The organism is Isoptericola halotolerans (assembly GCF_013149785.1).
In the GTDB taxonomy this organism is placed as follows: domain Bacteria; phylum Actinomycetota; class Actinomycetes; order Actinomycetales; family Cellulomonadaceae; genus Isoptericola; species Isoptericola halotolerans.
Genome location: NZ_JABEZU010000001.1, coordinates 1,215,254 through 1,229,755 on the forward strand (window position 1 = coordinate 1,215,254; position 14,502 = coordinate 1,229,755).

Here is a 14,502-nt window from a genome sequence, read left to right on the forward strand (position 1 = left end):
CGAGGAAAGTGACAGTCGCCCTCGGATGGCTCCGTCGCCTCGTTCCATGCAGGAACGGGCGCGCCACGAGCAGGAGGGCGAGGTGCGGGTGTCGACGGCTCGACAGTGTCCACGATGCGGACCGCCGGCGGGAGCCGGCCCCGCTGACGGCACAGGTCCTGTCGACGGCTGCCTGCGGTCGACCACGGCGCTGACCAGGTGTCTTGTCGGCCCGGGGGTGCGGCGGCGACCGGCCGGCAGCGCTCGCGCGAGCCCTGTCCACAGGGTGGCAGCGGCACGGCGACGATGTTCGCTACGCTCAGCGACGCCAGATGGAAGGTCCGGAATGTCCCCGAGGGAGAGGTTCGCCCGGTGACCATCGACGTGTCCCTGCGCGACGACGCCACAAGCATCCTGCAGTACGAGGTGCGCGAGCTCGTCCGCCGCCGCGGCATCGACCCCGTCGCCGACCGCGCCGGTCTCGACCGGCTCGTGAACGAAGCGGCCGCCGACTACGCCGAGCGGGTCTCCCTCGGTGTGGTGCCTCCGCTGGCCGACACCGCCGCCACCGTCCGTGCCGTGGTTGACGCGCTCGGCGGGCTCGGGCCGCTGCAGGCGTACCTCGACGACCCGGAGATCGAGGAGATCTGGATCAACGCTCCTGCCCAGGTCTTCGTGGCACGCCGTGGCGTCAGCGAGCTGACCACGACGCTCCTGACCGCCGCCCAGGTGCGGGACCTCGTCGAGCGGATGCTGGCAGCGAGCGGACGGAGGCTGGACCTCAGCAGTCCCTTCGTCGACGCCACCCTGCCCGGTGGAGAGCGCCTGCACGTCGTGATCCCCGACGTCACGCGCGAGCACATGGCCGTGAACATCCGTAAGCACGTGGTGCGCGCCCACCATGTCGACCACATGACGCGCCTGGGTTCGCTCAGCCAGCACGCGGCGGCATTCCTGGACGCCGCGGTCCGGGCAGGGCTGAACGTCCTGGTGGCCGGAGCCACCCAGGCCGGCAAGACCACCATGCTCAACGCGCTGGCCGGGTCGATCCCGGCCGGTCAGCGAGTGGTGTCCTGCGAGGAGGTCTTCGAGCTGAGGCTCCCCGTGCGGGACCACGTGGCGATGCAGTGCCGTCAGCCGAGCCTGGAGGGGACGGGGGAGATCCCGTTGCGGCGACTGGTGAAGGAGTCGCTGCGGATGCGCCCCGACCGCATCGTCATCGGTGAGGTGCGTGAGGCCGAGAGCCTGGATCTCCTGGTGGCCCTGAACGCCGGAGTGCCCGGCATGTGCACGATCCACGCGAACTCCGCGCGCGAGGCGGTCACGAAGATGTGCACGCTGCCGCTGCTCGCCGGGGAGAACGTGTCCGATCGCTTCGTCACCCCGACGGTGGCGTCCGCCATCGACCTCGTCGTCCACCTCGGGGTGACCGTCGACGGCGTCCGGCAGGTCCGCGAGATCGTCGCCGTCACCGGGCGGGTGGAGGAAGGGCGGGTCGAGACGGCCCAGATCTTCCAGCGCCGACCGCTCGCGCAGGGCGGGGAGCTCGTCCGGGGCGACGGCTTCCCGCCGGGGATCGAGCGCTTCGAGAGGGTGGGCATCGACGTCCATGCCCTGCTGGCAGGGGAACGCTGATGGGTGTCCTGGTCGGGCTGGTCGCGGGTATCGGACTCGTGCTCGTCTGGCTCTCCTGCTGGGAGCCCACCGCGGTGAGGCGCCCACGGAGCCGTCGGAGCCACGTGCTGCAGGACGTCCTCGTCCAGGCGGGGGTACCGAATGTCAGCGCCGGCGCCCTGTACGCCTTCAGCGCGGGAGTGGGGGTCGTGGTGCTGCTGGTCGGCCTCGCGCTGTCCCGGTCTCCGGCGATCGCGGGCTGCTTCGCCCTCATGGCGGTCGCGGCCCCCGAGGTGCTGCTGCGGGTGCGCGCGCGCCGTCGGCGTGAGGGCTTGCGCGACGTGTGGCCGGACGCCGTCGACCACCTCGCCTCCGGGGTCCGAGCGGGTCTCTCGTTGCCCGAGGCCGTGGCCCAGCTGGGGGAGCGTGGTCCGGCGGAGCTGCGCGAGCCCTTCGCGCAGTTCGCCGCCGACTACCGTGCCACCGGCCGGTTCGGGGAGTGCCTCGACCTGCTCAAGGCGCGGCTGGCCGACCCGGTCGCGGACCGCATCGTCGAGGCCTTGCGCCTCACCCGCGAGGTCGGCGGGACCGACCTGGGGAGGCTCCTCAAGAGCCTGTCGGAGTTCCTGCGAGAGGACGCACGTACCCGCGGCGAGCTGGAGGCGCGGCAGTCGTGGACGGTCAACGGTGCGCGCCTGGCCGCGGCCGGACCGTGGGTGGTGCTGGCCTTCCTGGCGACGCGCCCGGAGACGGCGCGGGCGTACGATTCCGCGGCCGGGGTGGCGGTGCTGGCCGCCGGGGCCGGCTGCTCGGTGTTCGCCTACCAGGTGATGCGCAGGATCGGGCGCCTGCCCGAGGAGAGCCGGGTGCTGCGATGACGCCGGCGGTGAGCGGTGCGCTGCTGGGACTGGTGGGCGGCGTGGGTGTGCTGCTCGTCTGGGCAGGGCTGCGAGGCCGTCGGATCTCGCTCCACGAGCGGCTCGCCCCGGCACTGCGACCCCGCGACGCCTCGTCCGGTCTGCTGCGGGAGCACGTCGTGCACACCCCGTTCGGCGTCGTCGAGCGGATCGTGGCCCCCTGGGTCTCGGACGTCGCCCACTGGTTCGAGCGTTTCGGCTCGACGCGCGAGGACGTCCAGCGGCGGCTCGACCGTGCCGGGCGCGCCGAGTCGGTGGAGCAGTTCCGTGCCCGCCAGCTCGTCTGGACGGTGTCCGGGCTGGTGGTGGGCCTGGCGGTCGCGGTGATGCTCGCCGCCACCCGCGGCTCCGGGGTGGTCTCGCTCGTCGCTCTCGTGCTCGTGGTGGGGGCTGTGGGGTTCGTCGGCTGCGACCGGTGGCTCAGCTCGCTGGCCCAGCAGCGCGAGGAGCGCATGCTTGCCGAGTTCCCGACCGTGGCGGAGCTGTTGGCACTGGCCGTCACCGCCGGCGAGGGGCCGATGCCGGCCCTGGAACGGGTGGCGACGACGGCGCGCGGCGAGCTGTCCGGGGAGATCGCCACCATGCTCGCCGACGTCCGTGCGGGGGCGCCGATCGCTGTCGCCCTGTCCGCCATGGCAGGTCGCACCAACCTGCCGTCCCTGACCCGTTTCGCCGAGGGTGTCGCCGTCGCTCTGGAGCGCGGCACGCCCTTGGCCGACGTGCTGCGTGCCCAGGCGCAGGACGTCCGCGAGTCGGGACGTCGAGCGCTGATGGAGGCGGGCGGCAAGAAGGAGGTCGTCATGCTCGTGCCGGTCGTGTTCCTCATCCTGCCCATCACGGTGGTTTTCGCCGTGTTCCCGTCCCTGGCCACTTTGCAGATCGGTCTGTGACCCACCAGAAAGGTTGACCATGTCCTCAGCATCCTCCGACCGCCGCGCCGCCCGCACGGCGTCGCTCGACGGCGCGGGCCGCCCTGACGCGCACGACCCCGAACGAGGTGACGTCCCCGGCTGGGTCCTGGTGACGTTGATGACGGCAGGGCTCGTGGTCGCGCTCTGGGCGCTCGCGGGCCCGCTGCTCGAGGGAGCGTTCACCGATGCGATCCAGAGTGTCACCGGCAGGTGACGGCCCTGCGGTGAGCGTGGACGGGGCGGTCGGTGAACGAGGCTCCGCCGTCGCGGAGTTCGCGCTGGTCTCGGCGTTGCTCGTGGCGTTGTTCCTGGGTGTCGTCCAGGTGACGCTCGCACTGCACGTCCGGGCACTGACCATCGACGCCGCCGCCGAGGGCGCGCGGGTCGCCGCCCGCGCCGACCGCGACCTGTCGTCGGGGGCGCAGCGCACCCGCGACCTGCTCACCGCGTCGCTCGGAGCGAGGTATGCCCGCGACGTCGCGGCTCGCGATGTGGTCCGCGACGGGCTGGCCGTGGTCGAGGTGAGCGTGCGGGCCCCGCTGCCGGTGGTGGGAGTGCTCGGTCCCTCGGGTGTGATGACGGTGAGCGGGCATGCCCTGGACGAGACCCCATGAGCGTCTCGAGCGAGCCGCGCGCCGCGGACTCCGAGGAGGGCGCAGCGGTCGTGGAGTTTCTCGGGGTGAGCGTGCTGCTGCTCGTACCGCTGGTGTACCTGGTGGTGACGCTCTCCCAGGTCCACGCGGCGGCGTTCGCCGTCGAGGGGGCGGCGCGCGAGGCGGCGCGTGCGATGGTCACGGCGGACTCGTCGGCCGCCGGGGCCGCCCGTGCGGCAGCGGCGACCCGTATCGCCCTAGGGGACCAGGGCTTCGACGTCGACGGCGCCGACCTGCTGACCCTGGAGTGCTCGGCCGACCCGTGCCTCACCCCGGGGGCGACGATCGGTGTGTCGGTGCGCTACGAGGTGCCGCTGCCCCTGGTGCCGCCGGGCCTGCGTGGATGGGTGCCGCTCGGGGTGCCGGTGGAGTCGGCGCACGTGGCGTCGGTCGAGGATCACGCGGCGGTGCGACCGTGACGGCGCGGGAGAACGGGCGGATCATGCTGCTCACCGCCGGGTTCGTCGCCGTGGGACTGATGCTGGTCGGCATGGTGGCCTCGGCGGCGGCCGTTCACCTGGACCGCAAGCATCTGTTCGACCTCGCGGACTCCCTGGCGCTCGCGGGGGCGGACTCGATGAGTGCCGCGACCTACTACGCGCCGGGCGCGGCGGGTCCACAGGGAACCCTTGTGCTCTCCGACGCCGACGTCCGCCGGGCCGTGGGCGAGCACCTGGCGAGGCAGCCTCCGACGACGGCGCCGGGCCTGCGGGACGTGCAGGTCGTCGAAGCCGTCAGCCCGGACGGGCGAGGTGCCAGGGTGAGCCTGGCCGCGAGATCGCACCCGCCGCTGGTGCGCTGGTTCACCGACGCGTTCGGCGGCGGCATCGCCGTCACCGCGACGGCGTCGGCCCGCGCCGGGTAGGAGCGCCGACCGGTCAGAGCGTGTCGTTCGCGCCCGGTGCATGCCCGGCGCGGACGGCACGACGTCTGCCAGCCCGCTCGGCGAAGTCGTCCAGGGCGTGCAGGATCTCCAGCGCGGACCAGGTGATGCCGTGGCGGTGGACCTTGGTCTCGGTGACGATTCCGGCTTCGGCGAGGGCGTCCATGTGGCGCCGCACGTGCCCACGGGCGATGCCGAGCTCCGCGGCGAGCACGCCGGCGTCGATCACGGGTTGGCGCGTCAGCAGATCAGCGACGTCATAGGTCCGGCTTCCGCGACGGACCGTGATGCGGTCGTTCCATGACTGACGGATCGCGCGAACGTCCTCGACGAGTGTCCGTCCGTTCTCGATCGCGCGGTGCGTGGAGGAGCTGAACATCTTCAGGAGGTCCTCGGGGTGGCCTTCGCGGTAGGCGTCGAGTGCTCGGTAGTACGCCTCGACCTGCGCGAGAAGGCCCGCCGACAGCGGCATCGTCACGTTCCGGGTGAGTCCACGAGAGTGCAGCATCGACTGGACGAGGGCGCGTCCGGTCCGCCCGTTGCCGTCGGTGAACGGGTGGATCGTCTCGAACTGGGCGTGCGCGATGGCGATGTGGGCGAGGGCCGGGACGTCTCTGCGCTGGATGAAGCCGACCAGGTCGTCGATCGCCGCCGGCACGTGGTCGTGATGTGGCGGGACGAAGTCCGCCCCCGCTGGCGAGTAGTCCGGGCCGCCGATCCAGACCTGCTCTCGTCGCCAGCGGCCGGCCTCGTCGGGGTCGTGACGGGCCATGAGGGCATGGTGCATCGTCAATATCGCTTCGGGACTCATCGTCTCCGCCATGTCCAGCGCCGCCTTCATCGCGGTCGTGTTGGCGACGATCTGCGGTGCGTCGGAGCCGTCCTCGACGGGGCCGAGCTCGGCCAGGGCGATCTGTCGTGCCGACGCTGTCAGGCGTTCGATCTTCGATGACGCTGCTGATTCGCTGCGCAGCAGCACTGCGGTGAACGGGGCGAGCTCGCCACCCAGTTCGGCGTCGAACCGGCTCATCTCGTGTACAGCGTGCTCGGCCTCGGCGATGAGTTCCGGTGGCATGGCGACAGGCTGCTCCGCTATCACCGGCACGAGGGCGGCCTCATAGCGTCGTACCGGCATGGGCCGGCCTGGCTCGGTGCGTGCAGACTGCCACTCTCGCGTCTCTGTGCCGACGGGCGGCCATGACAACTGGTAGCCAGACACGTCCCAATGTTACCAGTTAGTGCTTAACTGGTAATTCTACTCTCCGGTGAGAACCACTTGGCGCGCGGGGACGCCGATGATGCCCCGCGCACCGCGCCGCCTCATCTCAGCGCCCCGCCCGGGTGAACAGCCCCGGGTAGTCGACGACGAGCCCGTCGTCGTCCACCGCGATCTCGCGCCGGAAGTCGCTGTCGCGGGACTCGTACAGATATCGCTCGGCGGCGAGGCGGGTGTATCGCTGCGGGTCGATCGTGACCGTGAACGACTCGGGGTCCACGTACGCCGTCACGATGGCAGCCGACTCGCCGACCGCCAGGTCGAGCCGGCGGATCGGCAGGGTGTTGGTGAACGGGCTGAAGGCCAGGTCGATGTCCACGGCCCCGGCGAGGTCGGGGCGGGCCGACCCGTCCGCCCGCCACTGGCCGTCGTCATGCGCGAGCTCCAGGGTGCGCCCGTCCGACGACCGGAGGCTCAGTGCGGCGAAGGTCCACGAGGCATCGAGCTCGACGGCGTACTCGAGCTGCTCGTGCCCGAGGCTCACGATCGACCGCGCTCGACAGCGGCCGTCGTGCATCGTGAGGTCGAGCTGCTCGGTGCTGTCAGCGGCGGTGCCGTGCCACACGACCGTCACCATGGGCCGTCACTCCTTCCTCGTCCCGTCCACGGTCGCAGGGCTCGCGTCCTCCCGCACGGCGCCGGTCAGGCCGTCGGTTCGCGCAGGATGTGCGGCACTCCGGCGGGGTTGCAGATCCAGTGCGCGCGGGGCGGCAGCGGCTCGAGCTCGTCGCGGGTGGGCGTGCCGTGCTGGGCGAGGTGCTCGACCGCGGCGTCGACGTCGTCGGTGCGGAGGTCGAGCCAGAGGTCGTGGTGGGTGGCGCTGTCGACCTGGTCGAGCCACAGCGTGCAGGGGCCGAACTGGACGCGTGCCGTCCGGCTGACCTGCTCGCCGGGGGTGTCGGGCTCGATCTCGACGTCGAGGCCGAGGGTGTCGCGGTAGAACGCGAGGGTGTCGTCGTAGCGGTCGGACGGGATCTTCATCGCGATGTTGACGCCACCGCGGAACGTGGGCGTGGACATGAGACCTCCTGTGGTCGTTGTGCAAGCAACGTATTGCACATCTGGACCATGTGCAATAGTTTGCTTGCATGAAGACCTCGACCGACCGCATCGAGCGCGAGACCGAGATCGCTGCGCCCCGCGCACGGGTCTGGGAGCTCGTCACCGCACCGGGCTGGTGGATCAACGACGGCGAGCTCACCGAGCACCGGATCGAGCCCGACGGCCCAGGCCGCGTGGTCGTGCACGACCCGGTGCACGGTGCCTTCGCGGTCCGGACGGTGGCCGAGGACCCTCAGGAGTACGTCGCCTTCCGTTGGTACAGCGGCGACAGCGATGCCCGACGCCGGGCCGCGCTCGACGCGGCGAGCTCGACCCTCGTCGAGTTCCACGTCACGGCCGTCTCGGCGGCGACGACCCGCCTGCGCGTCGTGGAGTCCGGCTTCGACGCGCTCGACGAGGACGCCTCCGCCCGGCGGGCCATGCTCGACGCGAACACCGAGGGGTGGGTGGTCGAGCTCGACCTGGCTCGCAGCGGTGCCGAGGGCGGTGCGCCGTGACGACGGCGGTCGTCCAGGTCTGCTCGGCGCTCGGTGACGAGACCCGCTGGCAGATCCTGCAGATGCTGGGGGAGCAGCCGCGCTCCGCCTCGGCCCTGGCCGGTGAGCTGCCGATCAGTCGCCAGGCCATCGCGCAGCACGTCGAGGTGCTCATCGGCGCCGGGCTCGTCGAGCGTCGCCGGCATGGTCGTGAGGTGCGGTACGTGCCGGTCGGCGCCGCGCTCAGCGCCGCCGTCGAGCAGCTCCAGGCTGCCGCCGCCGGCTGGGACCGTCGGCTGGAGATGCTCAAGCGGCGCGCCGAGGGGCCTCGATAGCCAAGCCTCGAGGTCGTCGGCCAAGCGACTCAACCGAGCTGGCGGGCCGGTCCGCCTCCAGAGGACGCCCCCGGGTCGGTGTCAGACCGCTCGCGGGGTCATGCCTGAACTGGCCCCTGGGTCGCCAGAGGTGGTCCTGCTGGGCGTGTCGCGCGTGGGCTGACGGTGGGTTGATTGATCGGGGGGTGTTCAGGTGGCGATCATCGGCGGTTGTGCTGGGCCCGGCGCCGGCGGCAAACCGCACTTCAATACGCCGTCTGGCCAGAACATCAAGCCGCCGCCCCCGCCGGAACCGATTACCGTCGAACCGCCGGTGGACCTTCCCGAACCGCCAACCGTCAGGCCAGACCCTGGCCCAGGCACGTTCACCGGAGACATCAATGACATCCCCGCGGAGGGGCTCCGATCTGGTACCAAGGTGGATCAAAGTCTGCTAGCAGCCTTGATGTCGACGCCACGACCTGACTCCTGGGTATACGAACTTGGGCCGATTGTCGGTGAATGTACAGGGCAATCGACCCTATATCGCCGCGGCTGTACCTTGAGCGACATGAGGCCCTTACGGAGGGTGCAGCCAATGCTGCAGGTGTTGTCAGCCTTGCCGCGTCGCTGGCGGCGGTGCCAACGGGCGGAGCCACCGTGCCGGTGGCCTCTGCGGCGGGATACACTTCAGCAGGCTTCTCGGCAGTTAATGGGGTTCAGAACGTTGTGCTAGGCAATAGCGGCGACGCAACCAACTCGTTCATTGCCGCGGGTGGCGGTGTCGCTACAGCCGGCTTCGGTTCTGCTGTCGACAGGGGGTTTGAGGCAATGGGTGGATCAGATGTATACTCTACTAGTTTCGTTCTAGACCTAGGTGGATGGGGAATTACAAATGGGGTGATCGCGAACCAATGAGTAAAACTGTTCCACGCAATAGTATTTTTGCCCTGTTCTGGCCGGCAGTCTGGGCCATACCAATATTCGGCTCACTAGTTGCGGTTCTTGATATGACTGAGCAACTCAAGCTAGACGGCCTGGTCGCCTTCCTGTGTGTTGCGAGCACTTGGTGTTTTCCGTTGGGGCTCGTATACTTTTTGGATCGACGAGTGGGTGTTGGCATCGCTGCAACACCCACCGCATTCGGCGTGCGGTTCTTGCTCGCTACCCTGGCAATCGTCGCGCTTGTCGGAGGCCTGCTTATATGGACGATTGCTTCCTGGCTTTGGTTTGCTTTCTTGCCGGCGCTCTTCGGGTTGTCACTCGAAGTGTCTCGACGCATACTTGCACGAAGGTACCTGGAAGACGGTAGTGCGTGGCGAATGGGGATTGTTCGCTAACTCGGGCCCTAGGTGTACTTCTCCGTGAGGTTGTGAGCGCGGTCTGCGGGGACGGCGCCGTCGATGCCGGTGTGGGGTCGGTGGTGGTTGTAGTGGTGCAGCCAGTCGTCGTAGGTCGCGGCGCGGGCCTGGTCGGAGTCGTAGGTAGCGGCGTAGGCCCACTCGGCGGCCAGGGTGCGGTTGAAGCGTTCGACCTTGCCGTTGGTCTGGGGCCGGTAGGGGCGGGTGCGACGGTGCTTGGCCTGGCCCAGCGCGGCGGCGAAGGCCCGAGACCGGTAGCAGGCTCCGTTGTCGGTCATCACGGCGGTGACCTCGATCCCGAGGCTGGTGAAGTAGTCACGGGCTCGGGTCCAGAACGCGGCGGCGGTCTCCTTGCGTTCGTCGTCCAGGATCTCGGAGTAGGCCAGCCGGGAGTGGTCGTCCACGGCGTGATGCACGAATCGGTAGCCGCGCGAGGGCGCGGCTCCGGTTCGGGCGGCCCGGTCGCGGACCTTCGCTGCGGCCCGGTCCTGGACCGAGCCGCGTCCGTGCATCTTCCAGCCGCCACCGTCGGGGATGCGGCCGAGCTTCTTGATGTCGACATGCACCAGGTCTCCCGGCGCTGCGGCTTCGTAGCGGCGGGCCGCTGGCCGGCGCACGGGTAGACCGGTGGCCTGGTCCAGGTGGGCCAGGCGTGGCATGCGGTAGCGGGCCAGGACCCTGCCCACCGTCGTGCGCGGAACCCCGAGGTGGTAGCCGATGCGGTGCGGTCCCCAGCGGCGGGTGAACCGCAACGCGATGATCCGCCGCTCGAGGCGTCGCGGGCACCGCCTTGGTGTGTGGTGGGGGCGAGAGGATCGGTCGGTCAGCGGCTCACCGGCCCGGTAGCGGCGGGCCCACTTCGCCGCCGTGGCCGGCGAGCACTGGAACCGCTCCGCGGCTCGCCGCACCGACCAGCCGTCCTCGACCACGACTCGCGCGAGGCGGAGTCTGCCCGTAGGCGTCAGGGGCGCGTTAGCGTGGGTCACGAGGACCTCCTGGTATCCGAGGTTGGTGTGGTAACCCCTTCGATACCGGAGGTCCTCGTCATCTCCCGCGCGCCACGCTGATCACAACGTCCCGAGGAAGTACACCTAGCGGCAGCCGGGATGTTTAAGCCTGTCAAGATCTCCGACATGGCCGCAGACGGCGTGAAGGGCTTATCGAAATCGACAGATGCAGCCCGGACAACCGCCAACGGAACAAACGCTGCCGGAAAGACAACCGCCCGAGGGAAGTTCCGGAAGGCCACCCTGCAGAACGCCTGGGACCAGGCCGAAGACGGTTCCACGGGCGGAAAACTGTGCCCTTCATGCCGAGCAGAAGTCAAGGTTCCCCCGAACTCAGGTGCTCGGCGTGATTGGGACGCTTCCCATAATCCCTCTTGGACCAATCGAACGTTTCCCGGAGATGCCTCGCGGCGTGACGTCCTCGACAACGACAACTACAACGACGGTGTATCATTGGAGTTTCCCGGTTGTAACCGTTCAGGGGGAAACAATGATGAGCGCTTCCGGAAATAGCAAGCCTAGCCTGGTAAGGCACCTTGAAGGCGCACTCGGCACAATTGTCAAGGGATGGACGCAAGACCCGAGTGGTAGAGAGCTGGGCTTTAGCGTCGTGCAGTTTGCGCTCGGCTCCGATGAGCGATCCATTGCGTACTCCACACTCGGGCTTAGCAAGTTTGTCCTCGGTTCGACGGTATCGGATAAGGATATCTACCAGGAATTGCTTATCCTTGCACCACGTTCTTTATCGGAGGCGCTTCCTGCCTCGCTACTAGGGCAGGCGGGAAGCATGTTAATTAAACAGGGTTCTTCCGTTCTTCGCGGCGAAGTTTTAGGCCCGATAGGGCCGCTGTCGCCGGGCTCAGACATGACACATTTATACGCCACAGTGCCGGTCTACTTTCCGCCTGAATTTGCAGAACTAAAGGAGGACGGAAAAGCTATTGCAATAGTCTGGCTCGTGCCAATATCCTCGCCCGAGGCCGAGTTTGTGTCGACCCACGGGTGGAACGCTTTTGAGGATTGGCTCGAAGAGCGCGATCCTGCCCTTTCCAACTGGAGCCGGCCTGACTCAGGCCCGTTAAGACTTCATTCCTAAATCTCCTTTGCAATGGTTCAGACCAGGGCTGTACCGGCTGACGCCAGTCGCAATAACTCAAACGCCGGTGCTCGCCTCGATGTAGTAGTGCGCATGTGTGGTGTGCCCGGGTTCCGCGGAGTCGGATTACTGGATTCTTGTGCCACCTGACCCTGTAGGAGGGCCTCGTGGGAGCAGGGCCCCGTGCGTGCTCACAGACCTCGCACTTCGTGCTCGCTGGCTCGGCGGTTGAGAAGCAGGGTGGAGGTCCCGATGGCGGACCTCCGCGAGCGCCTCGCGCGATACTGGCACCCATGAACGACAAGCTTCCCGTCGACCTGGACCAGATGTTCGACCTTGCCCGCGCGGGCGAGGGGCTGCTGCTGGAGTTCGTCGACGCCGGTGTCCCTGCCGACCATGCCGACGCCCAGGGCAACACGCTGCTCATGCTCGCCGCGTACCACGGGCACGCGGACCTGGTCCGCGGCCTGGCCGCGCGCGGCGCCGACGTGAACCGCCTCAACGGCCGCGGTCAGTCGCCGCTGGCCGGGGCGGTCTTCAAGGGGGAGCCCGCGGTGATCGAGGCCCTGGTCGAGGCCGGTGCGGACGCCGAGGCGGGGGAGCCGAGCGCGAGGGCCACGGCAGCGATGTTCGGGCGGATCCTGCCGGACGGCTCGTGAGCGACAGGTAGGCTTGAACATCGTGGCCACCATCGACTTCCCCGCCGAGATCAAGGCGCTCCGCTCCACCCTCAAGACGATCGAGTCGGTGAGCGACCCTGCGGAGCTGCAGGAGCGGATCGAGATGCTGTCCGACCAGGCGGCCTCTCCGGACCTGTGGGACGACCAGGACAACGCGCAGAAGGTCACCTCGGCGCTGTCCCACGCGCAGAGCGAGCTCGAGCGGGTCAAGCGGTTCGGCAGCCGGATCGACGACGTCGAGACGCTGGTCGAGCTGGGCAACGAGATGGAGGACGCCGACTCCCTGGAGGAGGCCGAGGCCGAGCTGGCCAAGATCCGCAAGGATCTCCGCTCGCTCGAGGTCCGTACCCTGCTCAACGGGGAGTACGACGCCCGGGCCGCCGTCGTGACGATCCGCGCGGGTGCCGGCGGGGTCGACGCCGCGGACTTCGCCGAGATGCTCATGCGGATGTACCTGCGCTGGGCCGAGCGTCACGGCTACCCGACCAAGGTCATGGACACCTCCTACGCCGAGGAGGCCGGCCTGAAGTCGGCGACGTTCGAGGTCGACGTGCCCTACGCCTTCGGTCACCTGTCGGTCGAGGCCGGGACCCACCGCCTGGTGCGCATCTCGCCGTTCGACAACCAGGGCCGCCGGCAGACGTCGTTCGCCGCGGTCGAGGTGATCCCGCTCATCGAGCAGACCGACTCGATCGAGATCCCGGAGAACGAGCTCAAGATCGACGTGTTCCGCTCCTCGGGCCCGGGCGGCCAGTCGGTGAACACCACCGACTCCGCGGTGCGCATGACGCACATCCCCACGGGCACGGTCGTGTCGATGCAGAACGAGAAGTCGCAGATCCAGAACCGCGCCGCCGCCCTGCGCGTCATGCAGTCGCGCCTGCTGCTCCTCCGCCAGGCGGAGGAGGCGGCGAAGAAGAAGGAGATGGCCGGGGACATCAAGGCGTCCTGGGGCGACCAGATGCGCTCCTACGTGCTGCACCCGTACCAGATGGTCAAGGACCTGCGCACCGAGCACGAGTCGGGCAACACCCAGAACGTGTTCGACGGCGCGATCGACGAGTTCATCGAGGCCGGGATCCGCTGGCGCCGCTCGGGCGGCGAGAGCTGACCCGACCGCTGCCCGGCGCTGCTGCGCCGGCCGGACAGGATGTCCGGTAGGTCACAGACCGTCCATTTCTTGCCGATCGTCGTAGTTGCGTGAAGCAACAGGTCGACCCAGGGTGCTCCGGCGTGTCGTCCGGCGGGCGACCGTCATCACCGTGCGACGCTCGATCCGGCGAGCACCGCAGACGGTTGGTGCCCGCACGGGGGAGGGGCACGCAGTGATCCGGTTCGAGAACGTCTCGAAGGTCTACGCCCGCGGGGCACGACCCGCGCTCGACGACGTCGACGTCGACATCGAGCGCGGCGAGTTCGTGTTCCTCGTCGGGGCGTCCGGCTCGGGCAAGTCGACGTTCCTGCGGCTCGTCCTGCGCGAGGAGCGCCCGACCGGCGGGCGGGTCTACGTCGCCGGTCGTGACCTGACCCGGCTCTCGGCCTGGAAGGTGCCGTCGTTGCGCCGCGGGATCGGCATGGTCTTCCAGGACTTCCGGCTGCTCCCGAACAAGAACGTCTACGAGAACGTCGCCTTCGCGCTGCAGGTCATCGGCCGGCCTCGTCACACCATCCGCACCACGGTGCCGGAGGTCCTGGAGTGGGTCGGGCTCGACGGCAAGGAGAAGCGCCGCCCGCACGAGCTGTCCGGCGGCGAGCAGCAGCGGGTCGCCATCGCCCGGGCGTTCGTCAACCGGCCGCAGATCCTGCTCGCCGACGAGCCCACCGGAAACCTCGACCCGACCACGTCGCTCGGCATCATGCGCCTGCTTGACCGCATCAACAGCACCGGCACCACCGTGGTGATGGCGACGCACGACGACGAGATCGTCAACGAGATGCGCCGCCGCGTGGTGGAGCTGTCCACCGGCCGGGTGGTGCGCGACGAGGCAGATGCGCAGTACGGCCGCCGCGAGGACATCCTGCCGCTCGTCGGTCCGGCGCCCGTGCTCGACGCCCCGGGTCGTGGGGTGCCGCGGCCCAGCGTGCCGAACCCGCGCATCGTCGTCCAGCCCGAACCGGGCGACCTCGCGGCGGAGCGGGCCGCGGAGGCCGCCCTCGAGCAGGGTGCCTTCGATCACGACGGCGCCCAGGACGACGCCGACGTGGCCGATCCCCCTGGCGTGGGGACACGGTCCCGACGCGCGATGTCCCGTGCCGGCGTCGAGGAGGCCTGA

At 69.3% G+C, this 14,502-nt stretch carries 17 protein-coding genes; 13 read left to right on the forward strand and 4 right to left on the reverse strand.

Going from position 1 to position 14,502, the window contains the following annotated elements:
• The first annotated feature begins 351 nt into the window (after window positions 1-351).
• From HDG69_RS05715 to HDG69_RS05745, 7 genes are read left to right on the forward strand one after another with little or no spacing between them, the layout of a single operon-like run.
• Window positions 352-1,614: a TadA family conjugal transfer-associated ATPase gene (locus HDG69_RS05715; protein ID WP_343036275.1), complete on the forward strand. Its 1,263-nt coding sequence runs from the start codon at window positions 352-354 to the stop codon at window positions 1,612-1,614.
• The gene (locus HDG69_RS05720) at window positions 1,614-2,471 is read left to right on the forward strand and encodes a type II secretion system F family protein (RefSeq protein ID WP_171782738.1); all 858 of its coding nucleotides are present in this window, start codon (window positions 1,614-1,616) and stop codon (window positions 2,469-2,471) included. Before HDG69_RS05715 ends, HDG69_RS05720 begins: the two co-directional genes overlap by 1 nt.
• Window positions 2,468-3,400 carry a type II secretion system F family protein gene (locus HDG69_RS05725; protein ID WP_171782739.1) on the forward strand — a complete coding sequence of 311 codons (933 nt, stop codon included), beginning with the start codon at window positions 2,468-2,470 and terminating at the stop codon, window positions 3,398-3,400. The genes HDG69_RS05720 and HDG69_RS05725 overlap by 4 nt, the downstream gene beginning before the upstream one ends.
• Window positions 3,401-3,419: 19 nt before the next feature.
• Window positions 3,420-3,635, forward strand: coding sequence for a hypothetical protein (locus HDG69_RS05730; RefSeq protein WP_171782740.1), 216 nt, complete (start codon window positions 3,420-3,422; stop codon window positions 3,633-3,635).
• A gap of 10 nt (window positions 3,636-3,645) precedes the next feature.
• The gene (locus tag HDG69_RS05735; RefSeq protein WP_343036276.1) at window positions 3,646-4,035 is read left to right on the forward strand and encodes a TadE family protein; all 390 of its coding nucleotides are present in this window, start codon (window positions 3,646-3,648) and stop codon (window positions 4,033-4,035) included.
• Window positions 4,032-4,493, forward strand: coding sequence for a pilus assembly protein (locus HDG69_RS05740; RefSeq protein ID WP_171782742.1), 462 nt, complete (start codon window positions 4,032-4,034; stop codon window positions 4,491-4,493). The genes HDG69_RS05735 and HDG69_RS05740 overlap by 4 nt, the downstream gene beginning before the upstream one ends.
• Window positions 4,490-4,939: a pilus assembly protein TadG-related protein gene (locus tag HDG69_RS05745; RefSeq protein ID WP_343036277.1), complete on the forward strand. Its 450-nt coding sequence runs from the start codon at window positions 4,490-4,492 to the stop codon at window positions 4,937-4,939. The genes HDG69_RS05740 and HDG69_RS05745 overlap by 4 nt, the downstream gene beginning before the upstream one ends.
• Window positions 4,940-4,952: 13 nt before the next feature.
• Here HDG69_RS05745 and HDG69_RS05750 read toward each other — a convergent pair whose 3' ends face one another.
• The 3 genes from HDG69_RS05750 to HDG69_RS05760 all read right to left on the reverse strand — a co-directional run bounded on the left by HDG69_RS05750 (window position 4,953) and on the right by HDG69_RS05760 (window position 7,253).
• Window positions 4,953-6,032, reverse strand: a complete 1,080-nt coding sequence (locus HDG69_RS05750) for a Fic family protein (RefSeq protein WP_246255996.1) — start codon at window positions 6,030-6,032, stop codon at window positions 4,953-4,955.
• Window positions 6,033-6,282: 250 nt separating this feature from the next.
• The gene (locus tag HDG69_RS05755; RefSeq protein WP_171782744.1) at window positions 6,283-6,810 is read right to left on the reverse strand and encodes a putative glycolipid-binding domain-containing protein; all 528 of its coding nucleotides are present in this window, start codon (window positions 6,808-6,810) and stop codon (window positions 6,283-6,285) included.
• A gap of 65 nt (window positions 6,811-6,875) precedes the next feature.
• On the reverse strand, window positions 6,876-7,253 hold the full coding sequence (locus HDG69_RS05760) for a VOC family protein (RefSeq protein ID WP_171782745.1): 378 nt from the start codon (window positions 7,251-7,253) through the stop codon (window positions 6,876-6,878).
• 68 nt (window positions 7,254-7,321) lie between these two features.
• On the opposite strand from HDG69_RS05760, the gene HDG69_RS05765 reads away from it, so the two are divergent.
• Together HDG69_RS05765 and HDG69_RS05770 are read left to right on the forward strand one after the other, a co-directional pair.
• Window positions 7,322-7,792, forward strand: a complete 471-nt coding sequence (locus HDG69_RS05765; protein ID WP_171782746.1) for an SRPBCC family protein — start codon at window positions 7,322-7,324, stop codon at window positions 7,790-7,792.
• Entirely contained in the window at window positions 7,789-8,106 is a 318-nt protein-coding gene (locus HDG69_RS05770) for a metalloregulator ArsR/SmtB family transcription factor (protein WP_171782747.1), read from the forward strand. The genes HDG69_RS05765 and HDG69_RS05770 overlap by 4 nt, the downstream gene beginning before the upstream one ends.
• Before the next feature lie 1,327 nt (window positions 8,107-9,433).
• On the opposite strand, the gene HDG69_RS05775 is transcribed toward HDG69_RS05770, so the two are convergent.
• Window positions 9,434-10,432 carry an IS481 family transposase gene (locus HDG69_RS05775; protein WP_171782748.1) on the reverse strand — a complete coding sequence of 333 codons (999 nt, stop codon included), beginning with the start codon at window positions 10,430-10,432 and terminating at the stop codon, window positions 9,434-9,436.
• Window positions 10,433-10,865: 433 nt separating this feature from the next.
• Between HDG69_RS05775 and HDG69_RS05780 the strand changes: the two genes are divergently transcribed.
• The 4 genes from HDG69_RS05780 (at window position 10,866) to ftsE (ending at window position 14,502) form a co-directional block, all read left to right on the forward strand.
• Window positions 10,866-11,549 (forward strand): suppressor of fused domain protein, encoded by a 684-nt coding sequence (locus tag HDG69_RS05780; RefSeq protein ID WP_171782749.1) that lies wholly within the window; start codon window positions 10,866-10,868, stop codon window positions 11,547-11,549.
• 293 nt (window positions 11,550-11,842) lie between these two features.
• A complete protein-coding gene (locus tag HDG69_RS05785; RefSeq protein ID WP_171782750.1) occupies window positions 11,843-12,208 on the forward strand; it encodes an ankyrin repeat domain-containing protein in 366 nt (121 codons plus the stop codon).
• 22 nt (window positions 12,209-12,230) lie between these two features.
• A complete protein-coding gene (gene prfB, locus HDG69_RS05790; RefSeq protein ID WP_171782751.1) occupies window positions 12,231-13,340 on the forward strand; it encodes a peptide chain release factor 2 in 1,110 nt (369 codons plus the stop codon).
• Between the two features lie 214 nt (window positions 13,341-13,554).
• Complete coding sequence (ftsE, locus tag HDG69_RS05795) at window positions 13,555-14,502, forward strand: cell division ATP-binding protein FtsE (protein WP_171782752.1); 948 nt, start codon at window positions 13,555-13,557, stop codon at window positions 14,500-14,502.